This is a genomic window from Streptomyces sp. NPDC008313, assembly GCF_042956125.1.
Classification (GTDB): Bacteria; Actinomycetota; Actinomycetes; order Streptomycetales; family Streptomycetaceae; genus Streptomyces.
In genome coordinates, this window is record NZ_JBIBFR010000006.1 from 131,051 (window position 1) to 154,175 (window position 23,125).

General features: G+C 73.0%; 20 protein-coding genes and 1 pseudogene. 6 read left to right on the top strand and 15 right to left on the bottom strand.

Features of this window, described 5'->3' with window-relative positions; genetic code table 11:
- Window positions 1-32: 32 nt before the first annotated feature.
- From ACFY93_RS10420 to ACFY93_RS10435, 4 genes are read right to left on the bottom strand one after another with little or no spacing between them, the layout of a single operon-like run.
- Entirely contained in the window at window positions 33-767 is a 735-nt protein-coding gene (locus ACFY93_RS10420) for a DUF6182 family protein (protein ID WP_391355800.1), read from the bottom strand.
- A gap of 2 nt (window positions 768-769) precedes the next feature.
- Window positions 770-1,939 (bottom strand): hypothetical protein, encoded by a 1,170-nt coding sequence (locus ACFY93_RS10425; protein ID WP_391355803.1) that lies wholly within the window; start codon window positions 1,937-1,939, stop codon window positions 770-772.
- The gene (locus tag ACFY93_RS10430) at window positions 1,936-2,799 is read right to left on the bottom strand and encodes an SAM-dependent methyltransferase (RefSeq protein WP_391355804.1); all 864 of its coding nucleotides are present in this window, start codon (window positions 2,797-2,799) and stop codon (window positions 1,936-1,938) included. Before ACFY93_RS10430 ends, ACFY93_RS10425 begins: the two co-directional genes overlap by 4 nt.
- Window positions 2,796-3,920, bottom strand: a complete 1,125-nt coding sequence (locus ACFY93_RS10435; RefSeq protein ID WP_391355806.1) for a GH3 auxin-responsive promoter family protein — start codon at window positions 3,918-3,920, stop codon at window positions 2,796-2,798. The genes ACFY93_RS10430 and ACFY93_RS10435 overlap by 4 nt, the downstream gene beginning before the upstream one ends.
- A gap of 587 nt (window positions 3,921-4,507) precedes the next feature.
- On the opposite strand from ACFY93_RS10435, the gene ACFY93_RS10440 reads away from it, so the two are divergent.
- From ACFY93_RS10440 to ACFY93_RS10450, 3 genes are all read left to right on the top strand, one after another.
- Window positions 4,508-5,059, top strand: coding sequence for a SigE family RNA polymerase sigma factor (locus ACFY93_RS10440; RefSeq protein ID WP_391355808.1), 552 nt, complete (start codon window positions 4,508-4,510; stop codon window positions 5,057-5,059).
- Window positions 5,056-6,420, top strand: a complete 1,365-nt coding sequence (locus ACFY93_RS10445; protein ID WP_391355810.1) for a PQQ-binding-like beta-propeller repeat protein — start codon at window positions 5,056-5,058, stop codon at window positions 6,418-6,420. Before ACFY93_RS10440 ends, ACFY93_RS10445 begins: the two co-directional genes overlap by 4 nt.
- 331 nt (window positions 6,421-6,751) lie before the next feature.
- A complete protein-coding gene (locus ACFY93_RS10450; protein ID WP_391355813.1) occupies window positions 6,752-8,806 on the top strand; it encodes a SpoIIE family protein phosphatase in 2,055 nt (684 codons plus the stop codon).
- A 56-nt stretch (window positions 8,807-8,862) separates the two neighbouring features.
- On the opposite strand, the gene ACFY93_RS10455 is transcribed toward ACFY93_RS10450, so the two are convergent.
- The 3 genes from ACFY93_RS10455 to ACFY93_RS10465 all read right to left on the bottom strand — a co-directional run bounded on the left by ACFY93_RS10455 (window position 8,863) and on the right by ACFY93_RS10465 (window position 11,706).
- Window positions 8,863-9,903 (bottom strand): VWA domain-containing protein, encoded by a 1,041-nt coding sequence (locus ACFY93_RS10455; protein WP_391355816.1) that lies wholly within the window; start codon window positions 9,901-9,903, stop codon window positions 8,863-8,865.
- 272 nt (window positions 9,904-10,175) lie between these two features.
- Window positions 10,176-11,093 carry an NAD-dependent protein deacetylase gene (locus ACFY93_RS10460; RefSeq protein ID WP_391355818.1) on the bottom strand — a complete coding sequence of 306 codons (918 nt, stop codon included), beginning with the start codon at window positions 11,091-11,093 and terminating at the stop codon, window positions 10,176-10,178.
- A 271-nt stretch (window positions 11,094-11,364) separates the two neighbouring features.
- Window positions 11,365-11,706, bottom strand: coding sequence for a hypothetical protein (locus ACFY93_RS10465; protein ID WP_391355821.1), 342 nt, complete (start codon window positions 11,704-11,706; stop codon window positions 11,365-11,367).
- A 563-nt stretch (window positions 11,707-12,269) separates the two neighbouring features.
- Here ACFY93_RS10465 and ACFY93_RS10470 point away from each other — a divergent pair.
- Window positions 12,270-12,950 carry a methyltransferase domain-containing protein gene (locus ACFY93_RS10470; RefSeq protein ID WP_391355824.1) on the top strand — a complete coding sequence of 227 codons (681 nt, stop codon included), beginning with the start codon at window positions 12,270-12,272 and terminating at the stop codon, window positions 12,948-12,950.
- Window positions 12,951-13,013: 63 nt separating this feature from the next.
- On the top strand, window positions 13,014-14,945 hold the full coding sequence (locus tag ACFY93_RS10475; protein ID WP_391355827.1) for a SpoIIE family protein phosphatase: 1,932 nt from the start codon (window positions 13,014-13,016) through the stop codon (window positions 14,943-14,945).
- Between the two features lies 1 nt (window position 14,946).
- On the opposite strand, the gene ACFY93_RS10480 is transcribed toward ACFY93_RS10475, so the two are convergent.
- The 3 genes from ACFY93_RS10480 to ACFY93_RS10490 all read right to left on the bottom strand — a co-directional run bounded on the left by ACFY93_RS10480 (window position 14,947) and on the right by ACFY93_RS10490 (window position 17,652).
- On the bottom strand, window positions 14,947-15,840 hold the full coding sequence (locus ACFY93_RS10480) for a GNAT family N-acetyltransferase (RefSeq protein ID WP_391355829.1): 894 nt from the start codon (window positions 15,838-15,840) through the stop codon (window positions 14,947-14,949).
- Window positions 15,841-15,983: 143 nt separating this feature from the next.
- Window positions 15,984-16,703: a WYL domain-containing protein gene (locus ACFY93_RS10485; RefSeq protein WP_391355830.1), complete on the bottom strand. Its 720-nt coding sequence runs from the start codon at window positions 16,701-16,703 to the stop codon at window positions 15,984-15,986.
- A gap of 10 nt (window positions 16,704-16,713) precedes the next feature.
- A complete protein-coding gene (locus tag ACFY93_RS10490; protein WP_391355833.1) occupies window positions 16,714-17,652 on the bottom strand; it encodes an alpha/beta hydrolase fold domain-containing protein in 939 nt (312 codons plus the stop codon).
- 164 nt (window positions 17,653-17,816) lie between these two features.
- Here ACFY93_RS10490 and ACFY93_RS10495 point away from each other — a divergent pair, with 164 nt between their 5' ends.
- Window positions 17,817-18,224: a DUF6463 family protein gene (locus ACFY93_RS10495; RefSeq protein WP_391355836.1), complete on the top strand. Its 408-nt coding sequence runs from the start codon at window positions 17,817-17,819 to the stop codon at window positions 18,222-18,224.
- 7 nt (window positions 18,225-18,231) lie between these two features.
- Here the strand turns inward: ACFY93_RS10495 and ACFY93_RS10500 are convergent.
- From ACFY93_RS10500 to ACFY93_RS10520, 5 genes and pseudogenes are all read right to left on the bottom strand, one after another.
- A pseudogene (locus ACFY93_RS10500) lies at window positions 18,232-19,153 on the bottom strand (RNA polymerase sigma-70 factor).
- Entirely contained in the window at window positions 19,150-20,355 is a 1,206-nt protein-coding gene (locus ACFY93_RS10505; RefSeq protein WP_391355838.1) for an FAD-dependent oxidoreductase, read from the bottom strand. Before ACFY93_RS10505 ends, ACFY93_RS10500 begins: the two are co-directional and overlap by 4 nt.
- A 464-nt stretch (window positions 20,356-20,819) precedes the next feature.
- Window positions 20,820-21,254 (bottom strand): PGPGW domain-containing protein, encoded by a 435-nt coding sequence (locus tag ACFY93_RS10510; RefSeq protein WP_391355840.1) that lies wholly within the window; start codon window positions 21,252-21,254, stop codon window positions 20,820-20,822.
- 320 nt (window positions 21,255-21,574) lie between these two features.
- Window positions 21,575-21,877, bottom strand: coding sequence for a hypothetical protein (locus ACFY93_RS10515; RefSeq protein ID WP_391355842.1), 303 nt, complete (start codon window positions 21,875-21,877; stop codon window positions 21,575-21,577).
- 116 nt (window positions 21,878-21,993) lie between these two features.
- On the bottom strand, window positions 21,994-22,569 hold the full coding sequence (locus ACFY93_RS10520; protein ID WP_391355844.1) for a dihydrofolate reductase family protein: 576 nt from the start codon (window positions 22,567-22,569) through the stop codon (window positions 21,994-21,996).
- Window positions 22,570-23,125 lie beyond the last annotated feature (556 nt).

The window sequence follows — 23,125 nt, forward strand, 5'->3', positions numbered from 1 at the left end:
CGGTGACCGGCGTTCGACGAACGGATGGGGCCTCACGGCACCGAGCCCGCGCCGAGGGCGGCGTGGGCGCGCAGCCGGTACGGCTGCCGGTCGGACGGGCCGACGCGCAGCGCCGCGAAGGGACCGCGGACGCCCACGAGACGGGGCACCGGCCGCAGGGCCAGCCGGTCGCCCGGTTCCAGGAGACCGTCGAGGACGGCCTCGCACACCAGATGGTGCAGATGGACGAGGCTCGCTCCGACCGTCAGTCCGGCGGTGGCCAGATGCAGTTCGCGCTGGACGGGGGCGCGGCAGCCGGCCGGGCCGTCCGCGGGCAGTTCGATCACCGCGGGTGCCATCGTGGGCAGCGCGGCGTCAGCGGGAAACACCTTGAGCAGCCGGCGCAGGGCGGTGCTCTCGCCGGCGGGCGCCGGGCCCAGCCAGGCGGCGGTGCCGTCGTCGGCGACATGGGCGAAGGCGAACCGCTCGCGCAGATGGCCGGGGTTGCCGGCGAGGAAGACGGTGCGGGTGAAGTCCTGGCGCCAGGCAGCCGCCGCGCCGGGCCCGATCCGGCGGGCGAACAGGAACACCTCGCGCAGCCAGACGGCGGGCTCGAAGGCACGCAGCACACACACCGCGGGCATGCGGGGCCACTGCCCGGTCCCGGTGATCTCCTGATGCGCGGCCAGCAGACCGTCGTCGGTCGACAGATCGACGCGGGCGGCCAGTTCGGGTCGCGCCTCGCGGACGCGGCGGGCGCTCTCGTCACGCAGCAACTGCTGGGACATGATCACAGGTAGACCGCTTCCAGGAGGCGGCGGGCGGGCGCGGGGCGGTGCCTGGCCAGCAGGGCGGAGGTCAGGCGGTAGGGGTTGACGTGCAGATGGTCCTTGCGGTGACGGGCCAGCACCTGGGCCGTCGGCGCGGGGTCGGGGTGCCGGTCGCCGGCCAGCAGCCGCCGGGCGCGGGCCAGGCTTTGTCCCAGCACCTCATGGCGGAAGGACTGCTGCTGGCCCGCGCCGAGCGCCGCGATGAAGTACAGGCGCATGCCCAGGCGCAGCACCGCCTCCTCGCTGCCTTCGTCTCCCGCCCGTGCCAGCAGATCGCCCACCGTGTGTCCCTCCCAGCCGCCGTGGCGGGCGGAGCGGATGCGGCCGTCGATCGGTACCCGGCCCAGTACGACCCGCCGTACGGTCGTCCCGGCGGCGGTCAGGACGCGCTGGACCAGCTGGTAGTCGGCCTCCAGCTCACGGTCGTACAGCAGGACGACCTCGTCGAAGTCCGGGACGAGCGGCAGCAGTTCCCGCATCATGCAGGCCAGGTAGTTGGGCCGCCCGTCGGCGTCGACGATCTGCCGCAGCGGCAGACCGTGACGGGTGGCGTCCAGGTACACCGGACCCCCGCAGGCGCGCAGGTCGAGGCAGAAGCCCAACTCCGTCAGCCGGTCGAGCGCCTGGCGTGTGCTCAGCGCGGGCGGCTGGTGGGCCTCGAGACCGGGGTCGTGCATGCCCAGGCGCGCGTAGTGCGCGCGCCACAGCCGCAGTACGCGCGCACCGGCCGGATGCACCCATCCCGCGTCCTCCACCGCCTCGGCGTAGGGCCGCAGCGCCTTCGCGTCCGCCTTCTCGGGCTCTGCCCGGTAGCCGACGTACAGCCCGCCGATCTGCTCCTCCGACAGGTCCGAGTAGTCGGCGTCGCCCACCGTGCGGTCGAGGTACTCCCAGAACCCCAGGGTCTGCTCGGTGAGGTGGTAGGTGGTGGGGGAGTAGCGGTAGCTGACGTCGGCCAGCAGGCCGGTGGCCCGGTACATCACGTCCGTCCACAGCAGGCCCTTGAGGTGGCTGGGGGTCAGCGGCTTGGAGGGGGTGACGGTGATCGGGGCCAGCAGCACCCGCGGCCGGCCCGGCCGGGGCCCGGCGGTGTCCGATGCGGTCCCGCGCTCGGTCGTCGTGGCGCTCATGCGGGCCGTTTCCGTCCGTGGACGAAGAACACCCGTCGTACGCCCCGCACGGAGCGGGCGGGCACCTCGTCGGGCCATCGGCCGAAGTCGGCCCCGGGTTCACCGGGCTGCACGGCCCGCACGGTGAAGCCGTGCGCGTCGAACAGCGCCTCGGGCTCATCGGTGCCGAACACCCACGGGCAGCCCCAGTCCGCGAACACCTTCAGCAGCGGCCGCACGTCGGGCAGCGTCAGCGCGGAGGCGTTGACGAGGTCGGCGGCGATGCGGCTGCCCGGCGACATGAGCGCCGCCACCCGCTCCAGCAGCCGGTGCACCTCCTGCTCGGCGACGTAATGGAGCAGCCCCTCCAGCAGCCACACGGACGGGCGCTGAGGGTCGTACCCGGCCGCCAGGAGGTCCTCCTCCCAGCCCGGCGAGGTCAGGTCCACCGGCACCGCGCGCCGCTCGGCCCGCGGCCGTACGTCCTTCAGCCGCTCGTGCTTGTGGGCCAGCACCGCGGGCCGGTCCAGCTCGAACAGGCGCGTGCCGGCCGGCCACCGCAGCCGGTAGGCCCGTGAGTCCATCCCGGCCGGGGCCAGCACGATCTGCGGGGCGCCGTCCGCACGCGCCACCCGGTGCAGGTGGTCGTCCAGGAAGCGGGTGCGGATGGCGTTGTAGTCGGGGGTGCTGGGCACGCTGCGTTCCCCGCCGGGCGGGTACGTCGCCTCCCGGATCCGTCCCAGAAGCGCGAACCCCGTGTCGCCCGCCAGCAGCGCGGCGCAGGGATCGTCGAAGAGCCGGTCGTCGCGGCTGCTCTCCGCGGCCCGCAGAGCGGCCGTCAGCAGGGACGTCCGTTCCACCGCGTCCAGGGTGCCGGTCATGCCCGTCCCTCCGCGCCGGGCCGGGCGGCGCCGGTCAGCCGTTCCCACGCGACCGGGTCCTGTCTGAACAGCCGGTCCTTCACCTGCGTGGGCCGTACCCCGGCGTCCACGGCCGCGTGCCAGTCCCGCAGGAACGCCTCCTCGTCCAGCAGCGTCACCGACACCGCCCCCAGCCGCTCCCGGCCGCGTGCCGCCCGGTAGCCGGCCGACTCCCTTCCGATCGCGGTGTCCAGCAGTCGCGCGAACCGCGCGGTCTCCGCGGCCGACCACGCGCCGTAGCCCGCGAGCGCGAACGTGTAGGACGGCGGGCCGTCCCGCCCGCCGGTCACCCGGCAGGCGGCGTTGCGAACCTCAAGGCCCGTCGCGCCGCACGCCGACGCCAGCGCCCGCAGCACCTGCGCCTCCCGCAGCCGCTCGCCGGCGGCGTCCGAGCGGGTGGCGCGCCCGGCGTACTCGACCCGCGGCACCCCCGCCACACGGTCCACCACACGCACCACGTCTCCCACCGCGTACCGGTACAGGCCGCCGACGTGGCTGAAGACGACGTGGTAGTCGCGGCCGGCCTCCAGTTCCTGCCACGTCAGCGTCGCCGCGTCCGGCGTCACGTCCTGTTCGGCGTCGAGGAACTCGTACGCGGCGGCGTCCACGGTGAGCGAGCACGCCGACGGGTGCCGGTCGAGCGCCACCCCCACCGGCCCCTCGGAGGCCGCGACGGGCGCCGGGAGCGTGGCGACCCCGGGACCGAACTCCTCGCGTAGCCGCGGCAGGTAGAGCGACGCCATACCGGTGGTCCAGCAGAACAGCGCGCGCATCCGCGGCCAGATATGGGAGGGGCGCACGGTGCCGAACCGCTCGGCCAGGGACTCCAGCTCCCGCGCCCGGCCGGGATTGGGGGAGGACAGGGGCAGCCCGCCGACGGTGCCGTCACGGATCTCCTTCACCAGCCGCGGCCACCACCACCGCAGTTGATAGGGGAGGGCGGCGACCATGGCCGGGTTGATGCCGATGACGCACCGCACATCGCTGACGGCCGCCAGCCGCAGCCGCATCCGGACGTCCGGCGCGAGGCGGGAGACCTCCGCCAGCGCGGAGGACTTCCCGGCGTAGTCGCTGCCCAGCACCACGCAGAACGGTCGTGACCCCTGTCCCGTCACCGCCGGCGAGTTGGCCGGGACCGGCCGGGGACGCGGCCGCGCTGCCCGGAGTAACGCGGCCTCCGACGCGCCGCGGGGAGTGGGGGGTGCGGTCATACGGCGTCCACCGTCCTTCTCGTCGAACCGGCACAGCAGCCCGGACGGCACAGACCGCCGACCCGTGGCACGCGAGCCCGGCAGCGACCCGCACCCACCCATTAGTCGCAGTCCCGCCGCCCCCGCCTCAACCCGTAGCGCCCCCTACCCGTACGGTTGACCGCGGCCCGCCGAAACAGGGGCCGCGGACCGGAATCCGCCGCCCCGCGGGGACGGAACAGCGGCAGCGGCCCCGGGTGAGGTGCGATGCCCACTCGCCGCCGGTGCGCACCGGCGGCCCCGTCCACACGGCCGGCCACGGCGGGTTCAGCCGCTTCGAGGTCATGGACCGTCGGGCGGCGCCCGTGAAGCAGCGCCCGGGCAAGCGAGCGGGATCCCGCGGAGAACCCCCGCCAGCGCAGGCATAGATCCCGCGCCGTCCACGCGTCCTTGTGGGTGTCACTGAACGGGAGGGGCCCATGGACCCGCAGGACCACGAGAGATTCCGGGAGTACGTCGACGCCCGGTGGAGCGCCCTGCTCCGCCTGGCCAACCTGCTCACCGGCGGCGACCAGCACGAGGCGGAGGACCTGGTGCAGATCGCTCTGATGAAGGCGCTGGGCCGCTGGCGGCACGTCGAGGACCCGGACGGCTACGTGCGCAAGGTGATGTACCGCCACCAGATCAGCCGCTGGCGACTGCGCCGCCCGCACCGCGAGGCCACGTTCGCCGCGCCGCCGGGAGATCTCGGAGTCGCCGACGGCACGTCCGCCGCCGATCTGCGGATCACCGTGGGGCAGGCGCTCGCCCGGCTGACCCCGCGGCAGCGCACAATGCTGGTGCTGCGCTACTTCGAGGACCTGTCCGAGACGGAGGTGGCCGGCATCCTCGGCTGCTCGGTGGGCACCGTGCGCAGCACCACCCACCGTTCACTGGCCCGGTTGCGCACGCTCGCGCCCGAACTCGGGGCCCCGGCGCGGGCCGCCGTCACCGCCCCGAACACCAACATGCCGAAGGGGGCACACACATGAACGCCGACCAGCTCGACCGCGCGATCCGGGACGTCCTGAACAGGTGGACCCCCGACCAGCCCACCGCTCCCGCGCACATCGCCGACCGCATCGTGCGCCGCCGTCGTCGGCGCAACCTCGTACGCGCTTCCGGAGCGGCCCTGGCCCTGGTGGGCCTCACCTTCGGCGCGGTCCTCACCACCGGGGGAAGCGACGACGGTACGCAGCGGCCGGCCTGGCGGGTGAGCAAGGAGAGCAAGCTGCTGTGGCAGACCACGCTGCTCGGCGAGTCCTGGGACGCCTGTGCCACCGGCCCCGGTGCCGTCTACTGCCGGGGAACGCGGTACGACGGCATCGGCGTGGACGTCCGCACCGGAAAGGTGACGTGGCAGCGGGAGGCCGAGCACGCCGACGGCGGCAGTGCCCCTGCGGGATCGCTTCCCGGTGTCCGCGACAAGGTGCTGTACACCTACGCCGACCATTCGCCGGGGGCGTCCCGGGCCGGTACCGACGTCGTCGCCCTCGACATCACGACCCGGCGGGTGCTGTGGAAGCACGAGCTGGCCGACGACAGCCGCGACCGGTCCTCGGCCGTGCTTTTCGACGGTGGGGTCCTCGCCAACACCCCGACGTTCAAGAAGGTGGCCGCGCTGGACGACAGGACGGGCCGGACGCTGTGGACGTACGCGTGGAAGAAGGCCGACTGCGACCGGGCCGCGATCGGTGGCGTCCCGTACCTGATGTGCTCGCCGGACAGCGAGAAGGCCCCGCAGCGCAGCACCGTCGTCCGGCTGGACCCGGTGACCGGCGCGCCGCGGACCGTCGCGACCGTCGAGGGCCCGAGCGTGTACCTGGGCTCGGACGGGGACGCCGTACTGCTCGGAGGCACGGCCGACGGGAAGAGGCTCGGTGACCCCGGGCCGGCCACGCTGACGCGCGTCGACCTCGGCACGGGCAAGGTGTCGCGGCATCGCGTCGAGAGCATGCCGATGGGTGAGGTCGCGGACGGCATCATCCTGGCGTCCGGCAGGAACGGTGACGTCATCGCCTACTCGGCCGAGAACGGTGAGCGGCTGTGGTCGCGCGACCCGGGGCTGAGGCTGCGCAAGGAGCCGGGCGACCCCAGGATGCGGGAACTGCCCTCCGCCGCCGCGGTCGACCTCGGCAACCGGGTGGCGTACTACCTCGACCCGTCCGGTCATCTGGTGGGCCTCGACCTGGACAGCGGTGCGGTGCGCTGGCGCGGCGCGGTGCACCTGCCGAAGAGCCCGGTGGTGGGCGGGATCGCCCCCGAGCTGATGGCCTACGACCACGGGCTCGTCGGCCAGGTCGGCGGCGAGCTGTTCCGGATCGTGCCGCGGCCGGCCACCGCGGGCTCGTAGCCCCCGGTGAGAGGACGCGGCGCGGGCCCGGCGGGGGAGCCGTTCTGCGGGCCCGGGCCCGCACCTGATCGCCGGAGCACGGGTCCGCTCACCGCGCCCCTCATCCCGCATCACCCGGTGAACCCGGTGAACCTTGAGGACCCGGTGGGCCCCGGCCCATGCCACTCCGACGCCTGGATGCCCTCACGGCGCGACGGGCATAATGTCCGTATATGAATGATGTTCGGTGTGGCTGGTGTCATGCAGCCCTGCCGGAGACGACAGGACACGACCGCCGACACCACCGCCCAGGACCGAGCGCTCAGCCGCCGCGGATCGGGATGGACAGCTGATGGACACCGCCTTCGCCGCCGTGGTGCGGGAAAGCGGTGCGTTCGGTGGCCTCCTGTACGTGCTGGCGCCAGACGGGAACGCCTTGTGGCTGGTGACGGTGGCGGGCGCACCGTACGAGATGACGGTCCCCTGGAGGCGGGTCGCGCTCACCGACCCCATGCCGCTGGCGGACGCCGTGCGCGAGCGGCGCCTGGTGTGGAGCGGGGACCGGGAGCAGATGGCGCGCCACTATCCCCGGCTCGCGCTCGTGCTGCCGTACGACTTCGCCTTCGCCGCCGCCCCGGTCACCTGGGGCGGCACCGTCCGGGGCGGGCTGATACTGCTCTGGCCCGGCGATCACCCACCGCAGCTCGGCCCGGACGAGCGGGACGCCATCGAAACCGGCTGCCGCCGCCTGGGCGGCCTCCTGCACGAGGCCGCGGAGCGCGGAGATCCGCTGCTGCCCACGGACCGGCCGCGCATCGTGCCGCCGCCGACCGGGCGCGCTTCCTCACCGGGCGAGGCGGCCGCCGTCTCGGCCTTTCTCGACCGGCTGCCGGGAGGCTCCTGCGCACTGGACCTGAACGGCCGCATCACGTTCATCACCCCGGACGCGGCCGAGCTCCTCGGTTCCGAGGTGGCCGAACTGGTCGGGGCCCTGCCCTGGGAGGCGCTGCCGTGGATGGACGTCCCCCACGTCGAGGACCGCTACCGGGCCGCACTGGTCAGCCGCCTGCCGCAGACCTTCACCGTGCTGCGGCCCCCGGACGCGTGGCTGTCCTTCGAGCTCTTCCCGGACTCCTCCGGCCTCAGCGTCCGCATCACGAGGAGCGACCCGTCCGACGGGGCCCCCGCGTCGCAGCCCGCGGGCCCCAGCCGCGCCACCGTGCTCTACCACCTGATGCATCTGGCCTCCACGCTGACCGAGGCCGTCGGCGTGCAGGACGTGGTCGAGCAGACCGCCGACCAGCTGCTGCCCGCTCTGGGCGCACAGGCCATGGTCCTGATGACCGCCGAGGACGGCCGCCTGAGGATCGTCGGCCACCGGGGCTACAGCGACGAACTCATGGGCCGCTTCGACACCATCCCGCTGAGCCTGGACATCCCTGGCGTCAAGGTCCTGACCACGGGCGTTCCGGGCTTCTTCGCGTCCTTCTCCGACCTCGTGCACGCCTACCCGACCACCGTGCACGAGGACGGGATGGCGTCCTGGGCGATCCTGCCGCTGATCGCGTCCGGCCGCCCCATCGGCTCCCTCCTCCTCGCCTACGCCCGGCCCCACGTCTTCCCGTCCGGTGAACGCGCCGTCCTCACGTCACTGGCCGGTCTGATCGGGCAGGCCCTGGACCGTGCCAGTCTCTACGACGCCAAGGACCACCTGGCCCACCGCCTGCAGTCGGCCCTGCTTCCGCACACCCTCCCCGAGATCCACGGCCTGAAGGTCGCCGCCCGGTACCTGCCGGCCGCCCGGGGCCTGGGCGTCGGCGGCGACTTCTACGACCTCATCCGCCTCGACGCGCACACGGTCGGCGCGGCCATCGGAGACGTCCAGGGCCACAACGTGGACGCGGCGGCCCTCATGGGTCAGGTCCGTACCGCCGTCCACGCCCACGCCACCGCCGGAGCGTCCCCTCACGACGTCCTGGCCGGTGCCAACCGCCTGCTCATCGATCTGGACCCGGGCCGGTTCACCAGCTGTGCCTACGTCCGCTTCGACCTCGTCACCCACCGCGCCTGCCTGGCCACGGCAGGCCACCCGGCGCCCCTTCTGCGTCATGCCGACGGGCGCGTCGAACTTCCCCGGGTCCCGCCCGGCCTGCTGCTCGGCATCGAACCCGACACCCGCTATCCGCAGCTGGACTTCGCCCTGCCACGCGGCAGTGTGCTCGCCCTGTACACGGACGGACTGGTCGAGGCCCCGGGAGTCGACATCGACGACGCCACCGCCGCGCTGGCCGGACTCATCGAACACGCGGACCCCGACGACCTCGACACCATGGCCGACATCCTCGTCCGGCACGCGCCCACCCCCGGCGACGACATCGCCCTCCTCCTCATCAGCCCCAGCGAATGAGCGCATGCCGCCCCGGGACGGCGGAGCCTTCGAAGGCCGGGCGGGCGGCGCCGAAGTCAGAGCATCAGCAGCAGGCGCGTGTTCGCGACGAGCCTCCGGTTCACGCTGGTGGACTGCACGAAGATCGTGAAGTCGTCGTTGTGGTCGGGCTTGACGCGTACCTCCGTGTCGGGCAGGCCGAGCAGCTTCCGGGCCTCGGGACCCGAGTACACGCGGTCCGTCTTCTTCTCCAGCACAGCGATCTGCTTGCGGGCCTGGATCTTCTCCGACTTGCTCAGCTGGTAGAACGCGCCCCCCGTGCGGTACGTGTGCCCGCACTCGACGACCCAGTCCCGGATCGCCGCGTCACGGGCCACCGGTATCAGCTGGTACTCCGACGGGTCGACCGGGGTGAGGCCGGCCGCCTTGATGGTGTCCCTGTTCACCGCGTCCGCGCCCGTGGAGAACACCGCCCGCGATCCCCGGATGCCACGGGTGCGCGCCACCATGAAGTTCTCGGTGGCCTGCCGGATGACCTGCCCGGCCTCCTCCAGCCCCTGTGTGCTCGTGGCGTCCCAGATCGCGATGTTGTCCTTCGGGAAACCGCACTGCATGGCCTCGCGCTTGCCCATCTGGTCCGGCACGAGGACGGCCAGTGTCCAGTTGTCCTCCTGCGTCCGGATCATCTCGGCCACCGCCTGCACCAGTTCGCGCGGGTTCTTGGCGGGGGCGTCCGGACCGCGATGGCTCGCGTTCTCCTGCCCGTCGGTCAGGACGAACGTCAGGAAGCTGTGGTCGCCGTACAGTTGGGCCGTCTGCGCCAGCTCCCGCTGCGACTTGAGGGAGGCCGCGAGCAGGGCGGTCATGCCTCCGACTCGGTACAACTGCTTCAGCGACGGCATCCGCAGCACGTCCTTGTCGTAGATGACGCACTCCACCTTGTCGGCGAAGACGTACACCGTGACGCGCGTTTCCTGGTCCAGCTCCCCGGACCGGCGGGCGAGATAGGCGATCTGCTGGTCGGCGACGTCGACGACCTTGCTGCTCAGGTGCGACATGGACGAACTGGCGTCCAGTACAAGGGCAACGTGATTGATGTAGTTCTGCGTTCCGGACATGGCAGCTCCCCCTCGTTCCGACTCGATGGTGTTACCGTCTCACGCGCCACTGACAATTGATCTTGGTCGCGATCCGGAGCGATGAGCCGACTCGGGGACGTGCCGGCCCGGGAAGCGCCACGGGTGAACCGGACAGTCCAACTGCCTGATGTGGAAGGGTAGTTCGCCCCCTGACGTCGAGGGCGGACCAGCCGCGGTGCTGTGGGACCCGGGACACTGGGACCGAGGTCCGGGACCGGGACCGAGACCGGGACCGGGACCCAAGTCTCGGTTCACCGCACCCGAGGGTCCGCCGCCGTCGTCCGGTCGTCGACGGGGATGCCCAGTCGGTCGGCGACGGCGGTGAGGGCCGTGCCCAGCGGGAGGGCGACCCGGGTGAGGGCGTGCGGGTCACCCCGGGTCGGGTCGAGGTTGACGATCAGCACCGGCTTCTCGGCCTGGGCCGCCTGGCGGACGAACCGGAGCCCGGACATCACCGTCAGCGAGGACCCCAGGACGAGCACCGCGGTCGCCTGCCGGACCAGCTCCCGGCAGTGCTCGACGCGCCGCCGGGGAACCGCTTCACCGAAGAACACCACGTCCGGCTTGAGAACGCCGCCGCAGAGCGTGCAGGGCACGACGTGGAAGTCGCCGACCTGCTCGTCGGTGAGGTCGGCGTCACCGTCCGGGTTGATACCGGCGGCCACCGGCGCGTAGCCCGGGTTGGCGGCCTCGAGGCGCGCCGCGAGTTCACGGCGCGGGCTGAAGGAGCCGCAGGACAGGCAGACGATCCGGGCCAGGCTGCCGTGAAGCTCCACGACGCCCTCGCTGCCGGCGGCCTGGTGCAGTCCGTCGACGTTCTGCGTGATCACGGACGAGAGCAGGCCGTGGCGCTCGAAGGCGGCCACGGCCCGGTGCCCGGCGTTGGGGCGGGCGCGGCCGAAGGTGCGCCAGCCGAGGTGGCTGCGCGCCCAGTACCGGCGCCTGGCCTGGGCGTCGGCGGTGAAGTCCTGATAGGTCATGGGGGTGTGCCGGCTCAGGCTCCCCCCGTCGCCGCGGTAGTCGGGGATGCCCGACTCCGTGGAGAGTCCCGCACCGCTGAGCACCAGGACGCCGCCGGTCTTCAGCGTCGTGGCGACCGGCTCCGGGTCCGTGGTGCCCGGCGGCAGGTCCTGGGTGGGGGTCCAGCTCAGGGTGGGGCGCATCCGCATGCTGCCAGAGTACGGAACCGGCCATCGCCCCTGCCTCCCCGGCGGCCCCGCATCCGCACCCGGCCCCGGCCGCCCACGCCGGCCGGAGCCCCGCGGCGGCACGGGGAGGCAGACGCACGTGCGTGAGCGCGAGCAGGGTCATGCCGGTACGGGCGGAGCGACCGGAGGGTGCCGGCGTCGGCAGCAGGCCGGTGCAGGAGACGGGCGTCTCGGGGTTGGCGCCCTTTCGGGGGCGGTGATCGGTGCGTCTACCGCCCGGCTCGCTGTCCGCCTACCGGGCCGTGCCGCAACGACGGCAGCCGCGGCCCGCCGCGGCACCCGCCGCAAGAGGGGCGCTGACCAGCCACAGGGCCAGGAAGGCCGCGATGACGACGGCCAAGGCGTCCGACGACTGGACATCGGGATCGCTGAAGACCGTGAAGTCGAGAATCCAGAGCAGGGGGCCCGCGGCGCCGCACGCCGCCAGCAGGCGGCAGGCACGAGCGCGTCCGAGGAGTGCCCCCAGCAGCAGGGACGGAAGGATTCCGCAGAGCAGCATGCTCAGAATCGCGGTGATGCCCGACAGATCCAGGATGCCCAGGGTGCTGGGCAGCCAAGGGCTGACGGCGATCACCGCGGCCCACAGCAGGGACGCCGCGGTCAGTTCGGCGGGCCTCCACTCGGTCGCCTAAGCCTCACGTGCTGTCTTGTCCGTCATGCTCGCCCCCCAGTGTGGTTGTGCGCGATACTCCCACTGAATTTGAACGCGTTCAACCCTGGGGGCTGGGGGCTGGGGGCTGGGGGCTGGGGGCTGGGGGCTGGACCCCCGCCCGTCCGAACGGCGGACCCGCCCGTCCGAACGCGGGCCCGGTCCCGATGGCGGTCACCCGTTCGCGGGAGCACCCTGTTCCGCGTACGTCCCGTCCGCCGCGGGCCCGACCGCCGCCTCCCGCGCCCCGTGGCGCACCCCGGCCAGGCCGGGTCGGGAGGCATGCGGGCGGCACCCGGGAGTGTGCGTGCCTCCGCCTCGGTACTCACCGTCGCCGTGGAGTGACACAGCGCTTCGACCAGGCATTTCGATGGCGGCCGTTCCGCGCGCTGCGGCGTGTCGCGCGTTGCGGGTCGGTAGCTTGCCAAACCTCGCAGCCGTATCCCGTGTGGCAAAATCACACCACGAGGCTCCAAGGGGAGATTCGAATGAGCAGCCCCACCGACGATCTCGGTTACCAGGCCCTGCGGCTCGATCGCGTGGGCCAGGCCGAGGCCTTCGACGCCATCGGCGACCGTTACGACGACGCCTTCCCGCACAAGGAAGGACAGGTCCAGGCCGCCGAATGGCTCAGCCGGTCCCTGCCCGCCGGGTCCCGCGTGCTCGACCTGGGATGCGGCACCGGACTGCCGACCGCGCGGCAGCTCGCCGACGCCGGGCTCGAGGTCGTCGGAGTCGACCTGTCCAACCGGATGGTCGAACTGGCCCGCGACCGGGTGCCCGAGGCGGCGTTCCACCGCGTCGACATCGCCGATCTGCGTCCGGGCGGCCCGTGCGACCTGGGCCGCTTCGACGCGGTCGCCGCCTTCTTCTCCCTGCTCATGCTGCCGCGCGCCGAGATCCCCCTCGCCCTCCGCACGGTCCGTCACCTGCTGCGGCCCGGTGGCCTGTTCACGCTGTCCATGGTGGAGGCCGACCTGGACGACTTCCCGCTGCCCTTCCTCGGCGGGCGTATCCGCGTGTCCGGGTACCTGCGGGACGATCTGCGCGGGGTGGTGGAGGCGGAGGGTTTCGTCATCGTCGACGAGGCCTCGTACAGCTACGCCCCGGCCAGCGCGGACGTCCAGCCGGAGGAACACATCTTCCTGCGCTGCAGGCGAGCGGACTGAGGTGGCCCCGGCCGACGGCACGAGCGGAACCCAGAGGGAAGCCGAGTAAGGGAAGCGACCCGCGTGACGAAGCACTCCCCGTCCCAGGACGACACCGCCGGAGCGGGCTCCGCGGCCGGTGGTCGCCGAGGCGTCCACGCGGTCCGGCCCCCGTCCCTCACGCGCGATTCCCGGGGCGACGGCGCACTGCCCGGAGCCGTCGGGCGCAGTGGCCCTGTGGTCCGGCTGCGGGGCGCCGGACCACAGGACGGACGGCCGTACGGTGCCAGGCCGCTGCTCGGCGGCCTGGAGTCCGGCCGGCTCCGTTACCTGGACGTGGCGACCCGGCGGATCGCCCGCGGCATGAACCTCGACGAGACCCTGAACGAGCTGGTCGGTGCGGCCGTGCCGGCCTTCGCCGACCAGGCCTGCGTGTTCCTGGCCGACCCTCTGCCCGTGGGGGAGGAGACCCCGGACGCCGCCACCGTCCTGCGACCGCACTGCTTCGAGGGCCCCGGGACGGAGACGTGCCCCGGCCCGGGCGCCCCGGCGCCTCCGTACGGTGCGCCCCGGGCGGGCCGCGCGGCCGTTCCTGCGGCTGTCGTGGCCCGGCTCGCCCAACTGCTGCGCACCGGGCGTCCCGTCTTCGCCGACGGTACGACGGCCGGCACGGTGTCCGAGATGCTGACGGCGTCCGGTGTCCCCGCGGCCATCGGACCGGGACGGCGGTCGATCGTGGCCCCGCTGCCGTGCAGGGCCCAGCCCATGGGCTGCGTCGTCCTGCTGCGCGAGGCCCGGCGCGAGGCCTTCACCGAGGACGACCTGATCGTGGCCTCCCAGCTGGCCACGCACACCGCCCTGGGCATCGACAAGGCCGTCCTGTACGGGCGTGAGGCCTCCGTGGCGGACGCGCTGCAGCGGGCCATGCTGCCGCGCTCGCTGCCCGAACCCACCGGCATCCGGCTCGCCAGCCGCTATCTGCCGGCCTCGCGCACCGCCCAGGTCGGAGGCGACTGGTACGACGCCATCCCGCTGCCCGGCAACCGCGTGGCGCTGGTCATCGGCGACGTGATGGGCCACTCGGTGACGTCGGCCGCGATCATGGGCCAGCTGCGTACGATCGTGCAGACCCTCGCCGGCCTCGACCTGCCGCCGGACGAGGTCATGCACCACCTGGACGAGCAGGCGGAGCGCCTGGGGAGCCAGCACATGGCCACCTGTCTGTACGCGACGTACGACCCGGTGCGGCAGCGCCTGCTCGTGTCGAACGCGGGGCACCCGCCACCGCTGCTCGTGCGGGCGGACGGCACCGTGGACGTCATGGACATCCCGTCCGGGCTGCCGATCGGCATCGGTGGCGGCGCCTTCGAGTCCACCGAGATGCCGGCGCCGCCCGGGACGACCCTGATGCTGTTCACCGACGGCCTCATCGAGTCGCGCGGATACGACCTGCAAGTGGGTATCGAACGCCTGATCGCCCGCCTCGAGGACTTCCCCGCAGGCGCGCGGCCCGGCCCCGAAGCGCTCTGCGACCGGGCGCTCGGCTCGCTCGGCCGGGGCGGCCGGGACGACGACGTCGCGTTGCTCGCGGCCCGTATGGAGGGGCTGCGTCCGGAAGCCGTCTCGTACTGGTACCTCGCCCCACACCTGCAGACCGCGGGACAGGCCCGAAGGCTCGTCCGCAGGGTGCTGCGGCGCTGGGACCTGGAACCCCTGGTGGAGACCACCGAGCTGCTCATCAGCGAGGTGGTCGCCAACGCCGTACGGTTCGCGAACCAGCCCATCAGCCTGCGGGTCGTACGCACGGACGTGCTGCGCTGCGAGGTCGGCGACGACTCGCCCCAGGTACCGAGGATGCGGCACGCGCAACTGAGCGACGAGGGCGGCCGCGGCCTCTGGCTGGTCGACCAGCTCGCCGACCGCTGGGGAGCGACCCGGGTGAGCACGGGCAAGGTGGTGTGGTTCGAACAGAATCTGCCGGGCCGTCCGGCCCCCGCCGGGGACGTGCCTCACTGATTCACCGCGGGAGCCCCTCTCGCGCGTCGTGCGAGAGCCTGTACCCGGTGAAGTCGGTGACCGGGACGTATCCGAGACGCTGGTAGAGGGCGTTGCTGGTGGCATTGTCCGGGTCCGCGAACAGCACGACGTCCGTCGCGCCGGCTGCGAGGGCGGCCCCGCTCACCTCCGCCGTCACCGCCCCCGCGTAGCCGCGGCCTCGCAGGGCGGCCGGGGTGGAGACGGGGTCCACCCGGACCATGCCGCCGACCATCGACGTCGAGCCCGCCATGGAGACGGGAACCCCGTCCGCGGTCTCCCAGAACGTGAAGTGCTTGTCCGCGAAGCGGGTGTCGGCCCAGGAGCCGGCATCGATGGCGTCCAGGGAGACCTTCTCCCGGACGTCGGCGCAGAACTCACGGCACCAGCGCACGACGTGCTCGTGGTCCCGCTCGCCCGCGACGCGGCCCCGGCCCGCCGGGCGCGGCTGCGGCGGCGTGAGCGTGCCGAGACGGTACAGGCGGGCGCGCCAGAAACGTTCCGATGCCGCACCCGTGTGCCGTTGCCATGCCCCGGCGAACGCGGTGGCGGTGTCGTGGTCCGCGATGACGGCGGAGGGCGAGTGCCCCAGGCGGGCCAGGTGGGCGGCGAGAGTGCCGGCCTGCTCGGCGGAAAGGGCGGTGAGGGTCAGGCGGCCGCGCTCGGTGCGGTAGAAGACGGCACGGACCCCGCCTGCCGACTCCAGCCGGCCGAAGACCGTGGCGTCCGAGCCGTGCGTCGCGGCCCCGCGTGTCCGGATTCTCTCGATGTCCGTCAGCGGCGTGTTGTGCAGGGCGGGGCGCGAGCGCAGGAAGCCGCCGGCTCGGGCGAGGAAGTCGTCGATGTCTTCGGTGAGGTGCCAGTCGTCCGAACGCATGCCTCATGTTCCCTGACGCGACGACCCGGCGGGAGGCCTTGTCCCGAACAGGTCCCCGTCGCCCGCCGCGTGGTGCCCGGACAGGTGACCCGGCTCCGGCCCGGGCGGGCCACGCGAGGGGCGGTGAGGAGGAGTCGCGGCTGTCACGGCGGGGGTGCGAGCGGAGCGAGCGCGGTGGGCCGCAGCGCGCCGGAGGCGGCCGAGCCGAGCAGCAGGCCGGACAGGTCGTGGGGGCGCGCCCGTTCACCGGTCGCGGCTGCCGCGGTGATGCGGTCCAGCCGGAAGCCCCGGCCGGCCTGCCGGGTCCGGCACCAGGCGATGAGGTACCACTTGCCGTCGGCGGTGAGCAGTCCGGCCGGTTCGACGGCGCGGTGGCTCTCCTGTCCCGTCGCGTCGACGTAGGACAGCCGCAGTACGACGTTGCCGGTGAGAGCCTGCTCCACCGCGCTACGGACCGACTCCGCGGTCCGCGCCGGCAGAGCGACGATCCGCGCGGCGACTTCCCGGGCCGCCTCCGAGGCGGGACCGGACATCGAGGCCGCGAGCTTCTGGGACGCCGCGCGGACCGCGCCGGCGTAGGGGGCCGAAGCGTCGGCGGCGGCGAGTGCGGCGACCAGCGCCGCGGCCTCCTCGGCGGTGAAGCGGATCGGCGGGAGCGTCATCTCCGGGTCGATCGACCAGCCGCCGCCCCGCCCGGTCGTGGCGCGCACCGGGACCCCCGCCTCCATCAGCGCCTGGAGATCGCGCTGCACCGTGCGCGTGCTCACCTCGAACCGCGCGGCGAGCGCGGCGACCGTGAGCGATCGCGGTGCCGCCGCGCGCAGCTCTTCCACGAGTGCGTAGAGCCGGGGAGTGCGGTTCATGGGGCCGACGCTACCGGCACGCGCCGGACAGGAAGTCCCGCTGCCGCCGCTGTTCGCGCGCGGTCACGGTCAGGGGGAACAGCGTGAAGCCGTGCATCGCGCCCGCGACGACTTCGAGCCGCACGGGCGCCCCCGCCGCCGACCAGCGCTGGGCCAGGAAGAGTGAGTCGTCCAGCAGCGGGTCCTGGGTGCCGACGACGATCCGGGCGGCCGGCAGGCCGGTCAGATCGGCGAACAGCGGCGAGACCTCCGGGTCGCGGCGCTCTTCCGGCGCCATGCCGGGAGTGAAGAGCTCGTAACTGCCGCGCAGCGAGTCGGAGTCGCTCAGCAACCGCCGGGAGCCGAACAGCCGCTGACTCGGTGTCATCGACAGGTCGTACGGGCCGAAGGCCAGGTGGGCGGCGTGGAACGGGCCGGTGATGCCGTGCCGGTCGCGAAGCCGCAGCAGGGTCAGGACGCTCAGGTGGGCACCGGCCGACTCGCCGCCGATCAGCAGCCGTCGCGTACCGAACTCGGCCCGGGCGTGGGCCACCAGCCACCGGGCGGCCGCTTCGCAGTCGTCGGGACCGGCGGGGAAGGGGTGTTCCGGCGCCAGCCGGTAGTCCACGCTCACCACGGCCAGCCGGGCTTCGACGGCGAGCCGCCACAGTCCCTCGTCCTGCCCGTCCGCCGAACCGAACACCCAACCGCCGCCGTGGATATGCAGGTACACGCCGTCGACCTGATCCGGCACGAACACCCGGACCTTCACTCCGCTCGCGACGACGCGGTCCTGGGCCTGCGGCAGTCGCACCGGTGGCGTGTCGCCACCGAGCCGGTTGCGCCGCAGAAGCGCCAGGACCTCCGCGTCCGGGGCCTGCCCACGAGACGGACGGCTCGCGGCCGTGGCTTCGAAGTGGGCGTTGAACGCCAGGGTCTCGGCGAGGCAGTCCTCATCGGTGATCGTCATGCGCCGACAGTCGCAGCCGTCCGCGACACCGCCCTGTCACCCTTTGCCCGTGACCTGCGTCACGTGCCTGTCTTCAACGGCCGGCCCTCTCGCCCGTTGTCCGCCACCGACTCGCGCGACGGGCCCACCACGGGCGTACGGAGCGTCGTACGTACGATGAGCTTATGAAGCGACAATCAGCCGGACAATGGCTCCAGTTGGTCGGTATCGGTCATGGTGCGATCGGGGCGGTGATCTACCGCGACGTACTCACCGGCGTGGCCTGCGACGGGTTCGGCTCCGTGCCTCGCCGGGGCGACCGGGCCGCCGCCTTCTGGTTCATGGTCGCCGCGCCCGCCCTCTGGATGGGCGGCCGGCTGCTGCGGTCCGCGGAGGAGCACGAGGACGTCCCGGCCCAGCGTGCGGCGGGTGCCGTCCTGACCGCCGTCGGGGTGACGGGCACAGCGGTGATGCCGAAGAGCGGCTTTCCCGCTCTCATAGGCATCGGTGGCCTCCTGCTGGGCCGGTCCCGGCGCGGCAGGGCCGTGGCCTCGGCCCGTCGGCCTGCCCCCGGTCGGCGGGAGAAGGGGTGAGGAACGCTCATCGCTGCCCCATGTCGTAGGCGGTGCCGTCGGCCACGGCCCGGAGCTTGTCCGGGTTGGCCACGTTGTGGAGCGCGGTGATGCGGCCGTCGGCGCCGAAATCGAAGGTGACGGTGGCGATGACGCGTCCCGGCCCGCTGAACACCATGCCCGGCCCGCCGTTGAGTTCGACGAGCTCGGCCTTCATGTCGGCGGGCTCGACGCCCTGGTAGGTGACGGTGCCGATGGCCGCGAACCAGCCGGCCACCGTGGTCGCGCCCACGACCGGGCGCAGGGCCTGGCGCACCTTGCCGCCGCCGTCGGTCCACAGGGTGACGTCGGGGGAGAGCAGTTCCATCAGGGCGTTGACGTCACCACCGGTCGCGGCGGCGAAGAACCGCTCGGTGACCTCACGTTGCCGCGACCGGTCCGCGGCGAAGCGGGGCCGCCGGGCCCGCACGTGCTCGCGGGCCCGGTGCGAGGCCTGCCGCACCGCGGCCTCGGAACGCTCCACCGCCTCCGCGATCTCGGCGTGGCTGAAGTCGAAGACCTCCTTCAGCACGAACACCGCCCGCTCCAGCGGGCTGAGTGTCTCCAGCACCACCAGCATGGCCATCGACACCGACTCCGCGTCCGTGACGGACTCGGAGGCGTCCCCGCCGGTGAGGATCGGTTCCGGCAGCCACGGTCCGACGTACGTCTCCCGCTTGTGCCGGGTGGACCGCAGCCGTTCCAGTGCCAGGTTCGAGACGATGCGCGTCAGGTACGCCTTGGGGGGCGGCCACCCGCGAACGGTCCGCGGCGGACCACTTGATCCAGGCGTCCTGGACCGTGTCCTCGGCGTCGGCCGCGCTGCCGAGGAGCCGGTAGGCCACGGAGAACAGCAGGTTGCGGTGTTCCTGGAAGACCTGATGGCCGGGGTGGGCGAGCGGCTCGGTCACCGGGCCTCCCGGACGCGGGTGAAGCGGCCCCCGCGAGGCCAGAAGGCGCCCGAGGCGGGCATCTTCTTCATACGGCCGTAGGTCGGCCAGGGAGAGGCGGTCACGGTCTCCTTGTACCGCACCGCCATCCGGCCCGTCAGGCAGATCCGGCGCGGGCTGTCATCGGGGTGGGTGAACTGCACCACCGCGTCGCCCCGCCCCAGGCTCACCGGCGTGTGGTAGTAGCCGAAGCGGAACGGCTTGGGCCGCTTGCCCCTGAGCACGCGGTCGATCGACAGCGCGACGTGCACACCGGTCGGCATGCCGCCCTGGCAGGTGCCGTGCATGACGCCGTACTTCTGGCGGACGGCGGCCGCGTCACCGATCGCGTACACGTGGGGGTCGGACACCGACCGCAGCGCTTCGTCGGTGACGACGCGCCCGCGCTCGTCCACGGCCAGTCCGGCGGCGACCGCCAGCGGTGACACGCGCGTGCCGCTCGTCCAGAGGACCGCGTCGGCGGCGACGCTCTCGCCGTCCGCCAGTCGCACCGCGTCCGGCAGCACCTTCACCACCTCGGCACCGCAGCGCACCTGAACGCCCAGCCGGTCGAGCGCGGCGCGCATGTACGCCTTGGCCCTGGGGTTCATCGCGGCACCGGGTTCGGCTCGGCCCAGCAGCACCACGTTCAGCTCCGGGCGCCGCTCGGCGATCTCCGCGGCAGCCTCGACGCCGGTCAGTCCGCTGCCGGCGACCACCACCGTGCCGCTCTCGAGCCGCCGCAGCCGGTCGGCAAGCCGCTTCGCGTCCTGGGCGCTGCTCAGGGTGAACGCGTGGTCCTCGGCCCCGGGCACAGCCGGAGTGTCGGCCACACTGCCCAAGCCGTACACCAGCGTGTCGTAGTGCAGGACCTGGCCGTCCTCGATCCGCACCGTGCGAGCGTCGGCGTCCACCGCTGTCACCCAGCCGCGCACGAACCGGGCCCCCGTGCCCTCCAGCATCTCCGGGATGCTCAGCTCGGCGAGGCGCCGGCCGGTCGCCGTCATGTGCAGACGCATGCGCTCGGTGAACCGGTCCCGCGCGTTCACGAGGGTCACCTCTACGCGCTCGTGCCGCTTGGTCCTGGCCGCGAGCTGAACGGCCGCGGACATGCCCGCGTACCCGGCTCCCAGGATCACCACACGGTGGGTGACCGTTCCGCCGTCCGTCTGCCGTGCGCTCATCGTTCCGTCCTCCTCCACTCGCTGCTGACGACCACCAGATGGAAGAGGACCGCTCGTTCGTGACATGGGAGGGATGTGACGCGCGACACAGCCCTGGCGGGGGCGCGCCGACAGCCGGCCGGAGCCGGAGGGGACCGCCAGGGGGTCAGGGAGCCCCCCCCGAGCGACCCGGGGGCCCGAGCGGAGCCAGGGCCGCCCCCCGAGCGACCTGGGGGCCCCGAGCGACCCGGGGCGCCGCCCGAGGGAGTCGGTAACCCGTGCGCCGCCTCCTCGGCGTGGCTTCGGCGTGCCATCGCGTCACGTGACACGGGTGGCTCGCCGTGCGGGCCGATCGTCACGTGCCGGCCGTGGCGGCAGTGCACGACGCGTTCGTCGCCCGCCGTGGCGGCAGCGGAGGGCGCGAACCCGCCGGTGTGCCCGTCGCCGGCTCGCCTCGGGGGAGGGGCTGCCTGCCTGCTTGCCTGCTAGCGGCGCGGTGAGGGAACCGTCGGGGAGACGTGCCGTGGGCCGTGGACGCGACGGTAGCTCCAGACGAGCAGGGCGAGGACGACAAGGCCGGAGATGATCAGGCTCGCTCCCGTGCCCCATCCGGAGTACGGCAGCTGGCGAAGAAGGCCCCACACCAGGCCCGCGCCGATCAGGAACAGCCCCACCAGCGTCGAACCGGCGATGCGCCACGGTGAGGCGACGCTCTCGTCGGCGGCCCGCATCGCCCGCCTGCGCACGGGGCCGACGTACCGGTCCAGCGCCGGTACCGCACGGGACAGCAGCACCATGCCGGCGAGCACCAGCAGCAGGCCGGGCCCGGGCAGTACCAGCAGGCCGGCGCCGATCACCACCAGGGCCCCGCCGAGGATCCCCAGCGCGGCGCGCCGAACCGATTCCGTGCCTCGCGCCATGGGTCCCAGCCTTCCCTCGTCGTGCGGGTGAACGCGGGTGCGCCACCGGGTGCTGTGGCCCGCTCCTGCGGCCGGGTCGCCGAGCCGCCGACCGCCCGGGCACGGAGGGGCGACACCGCGCCCGATGCCCTCAGGCGCTCACGGGGAGCCGTAGTGGACGCCTCCCGGAGGAGGGTGGATATGTCCCGGGCCGCCGCGCACCGCATCGGCGGTGCGCTACCGGCACCCGGCATCCCGGCGTGCGTGGCGCTGATCACCCCTCACCGGGACAGGGCCACGCCTGCTTTGATTCCGGGGTGTGGTCGCCGCGCTGCCGCCGTTCACTCCTCGGCCTCTCGCCAGTCCACGCACACCAGTTCCCCGCCCCGCATCTCGTACTTGACGCAGAGTTGGAGGCGGCGCTCAGGGGGCTCGGTCTTCCGGTCGTGGAACTCGGTGACGATCCGGCCGTCCTCGATCCTGGAGACACCGAACTTCTGTGTCAGATCGATACCCAGTTCGCGTTCGAGGTCGAGACTCGCCAGCGCGTACCTCTCCGCGGCTCGAGGATGCCTGCCGAACACCTCCGTGATGTCGGCGAAGAACGCGGCGTCCGATTCGGTGTCGTATGCGGCAGCGGTCACGGCAGTCTCCCTGGGGAAAAGTGGCAAGCCTCCGTTCCCAGGCTGCTACGGGCCCCATCCGCCTGCCAGTCGGGCAGGCGGCCGGCGCCTCGGTACCGGAGGCTGATCCGTGGTGGTCAGTGGAGGGTGGGCCGGTAGACGAGTTCCTGCGTGCGACCGTCGAGCGTCCGGTTCCCGATCAGTTCCAGGTCGAAGTCGGCCGCTCCCCGGAAGACCGGCTCCAGCCCGCTTTGACCGGTGATGACCGGGAAGAGCGTGACCTGTACGCGGTCGACCAGGCCGGCGGCCATCAACGCGCGGTTGAGGGAGAGACTGCCGTGCGAGCGCAACGGCACGTCGGACTCCTCCTTCAGCCGGGCGACGACCTCGACGGCGTCACCGCTCACGAGGGTCGCGTCCGGCCAGTCGAGGGGGCCTTCCAGGGTCGTGGACACCACCGTTGTCGGCAGGTTCCGCATTCGGGTGACCCACGGGTCACGCACATCGGAGTTCTCGGTACTGGAGGCCAGCATCCGTGCGAAGGCCCGGAATGTGTTGGCCCCGAAGACCATCCGCTGCTCCGTGGCGTACTGGGCGAGGCGGTGGTCGAGCAGTTCGGGGCCCTGCTTGCCCCAGTAACCGGTCCAGTCGGCGCCGGCGGAGCCGTAACCGTCGAGGCTGGAGAAGACGTCGAAGGTGTAGGTCGCGGTCATGTCGGACTCCTCGAGTGCTGTTGATCGGTGCGGGTGCGGGTGCGGGTGCGGGTACGGATGCGGGCCGGGGCGTGTCGCCCGTGCCGCGACCGGAACCGGCTCCGGTGCGGCGGCGCAGCAGGTGGAAGTGTCCCGGAGACGTGGACGGTCCGGAGACGCGGAACTCACCGCCGAGCGTGTCAGGGCCGGCGCGTGCTGCCTGGGCGATGCCGCTCGGACAGGGGGCCGGCAGACCGGCGGGTTCATGGCACACCCCACCCGCCCGGGCGGCTCCGGTCGGGTGAATGTCCCGGCATGGAGAACGAACCGCCCGTCCGACGGGCATCTCCGTCCGGCCGGCGAGGAACCACCGTCAAGTGAACCTCCGCAGGCCTTCCACCTCCCGGCTGACGCAGCAGGGCTACGGCCGCGCCCGCACCTGGCGGGTGCGCAAGAGCCGTTGATACTTCCCGGTCCTGGGGCTCACGTTCCTGGTCGCCGTCGCCGAGGTGTTCCTCATCGTCATGGCCGTGGCCAGGCTGGTGGGTGATACGCCGTTCCACGCCCCGTTCCGCTG

Excerpts from the sequence above, each read along its gene's own strand:
- ACFY93_RS10485 (WP_391355830.1), bottom strand. The coding sequence starts at position 16,703 with ATGAACCGCACTCCCCGGCTCTACGCACTCGTGGAAGAGCTGCGCGCG.
- ACFY93_RS10505 (WP_391355838.1), bottom strand. The coding sequence starts at position 20,355 with ATGAGCGCACGGCAGACGGACGGCGGAACGGTCACCCACCGTGTGGTG.
- ACFY93_RS10420 (WP_391355800.1), bottom strand. The coding sequence starts at position 767 with ATGTCCCAGCAGTTGCTGCGTGACGAGAGCGCCCGCCGCGTCCGCGAG.
- ACFY93_RS10450 (WP_391355813.1), top strand. The coding sequence starts at position 6,752 with ATGGACACCGCCTTCGCCGCCGTGGTGCGGGAAAGCGGTGCGTTCGGT.
- ACFY93_RS10430 (WP_391355804.1), bottom strand. The coding sequence starts at position 2,799 with ATGACCGGCACCCTGGACGCGGTGGAACGGACGTCCCTGCTGACGGCC.
- ACFY93_RS10460 (WP_391355818.1), bottom strand. The coding sequence starts at position 11,093 with ATGCGGATGCGCCCCACCCTGAGCTGGACCCCCACCCAGGACCTGCCG.
- ACFY93_RS10490 (WP_391355833.1), bottom strand. The coding sequence starts at position 17,652 with ATGACGATCACCGATGAGGACTGCCTCGCCGAGACCCTGGCGTTCAAC.
- ACFY93_RS10425 (WP_391355803.1), bottom strand. The coding sequence starts at position 1,939 with ATGAGCGCCACGACGACCGAGCGCGGGACCGCATCGGACACCGCCGGG.
- ACFY93_RS10440 (WP_391355808.1), top strand. The coding sequence starts at position 4,508 with ATGGACCCGCAGGACCACGAGAGATTCCGGGAGTACGTCGACGCCCGG.
- ACFY93_RS10495 (WP_391355836.1), top strand. The coding sequence starts at position 17,817 with ATGAAGCGACAATCAGCCGGACAATGGCTCCAGTTGGTCGGTATCGGT.
- ACFY93_RS10520 (WP_391355844.1), bottom strand. The coding sequence starts at position 22,569 with ATGACCGCGACCTACACCTTCGACGTCTTCTCCAGCCTCGACGGTTAC.
- ACFY93_RS10480 (WP_391355829.1), bottom strand. The coding sequence starts at position 15,840 with ATGCGTTCGGACGACTGGCACCTCACCGAAGACATCGACGACTTCCTC.
- ACFY93_RS10445 (WP_391355810.1), top strand. The coding sequence starts at position 5,056 with ATGAACGCCGACCAGCTCGACCGCGCGATCCGGGACGTCCTGAACAGG.
- ACFY93_RS10455 (WP_391355816.1), bottom strand. The coding sequence starts at position 9,903 with ATGTCCGGAACGCAGAACTACATCAATCACGTTGCCCTTGTACTGGAC.
- ACFY93_RS10510 (WP_391355840.1), bottom strand. The coding sequence starts at position 21,254 with ATGGCGCGAGGCACGGAATCGGTTCGGCGCGCCGCGCTGGGGATCCTC.
- ACFY93_RS10470 (WP_391355824.1), top strand. The coding sequence starts at position 12,270 with ATGAGCAGCCCCACCGACGATCTCGGTTACCAGGCCCTGCGGCTCGAT.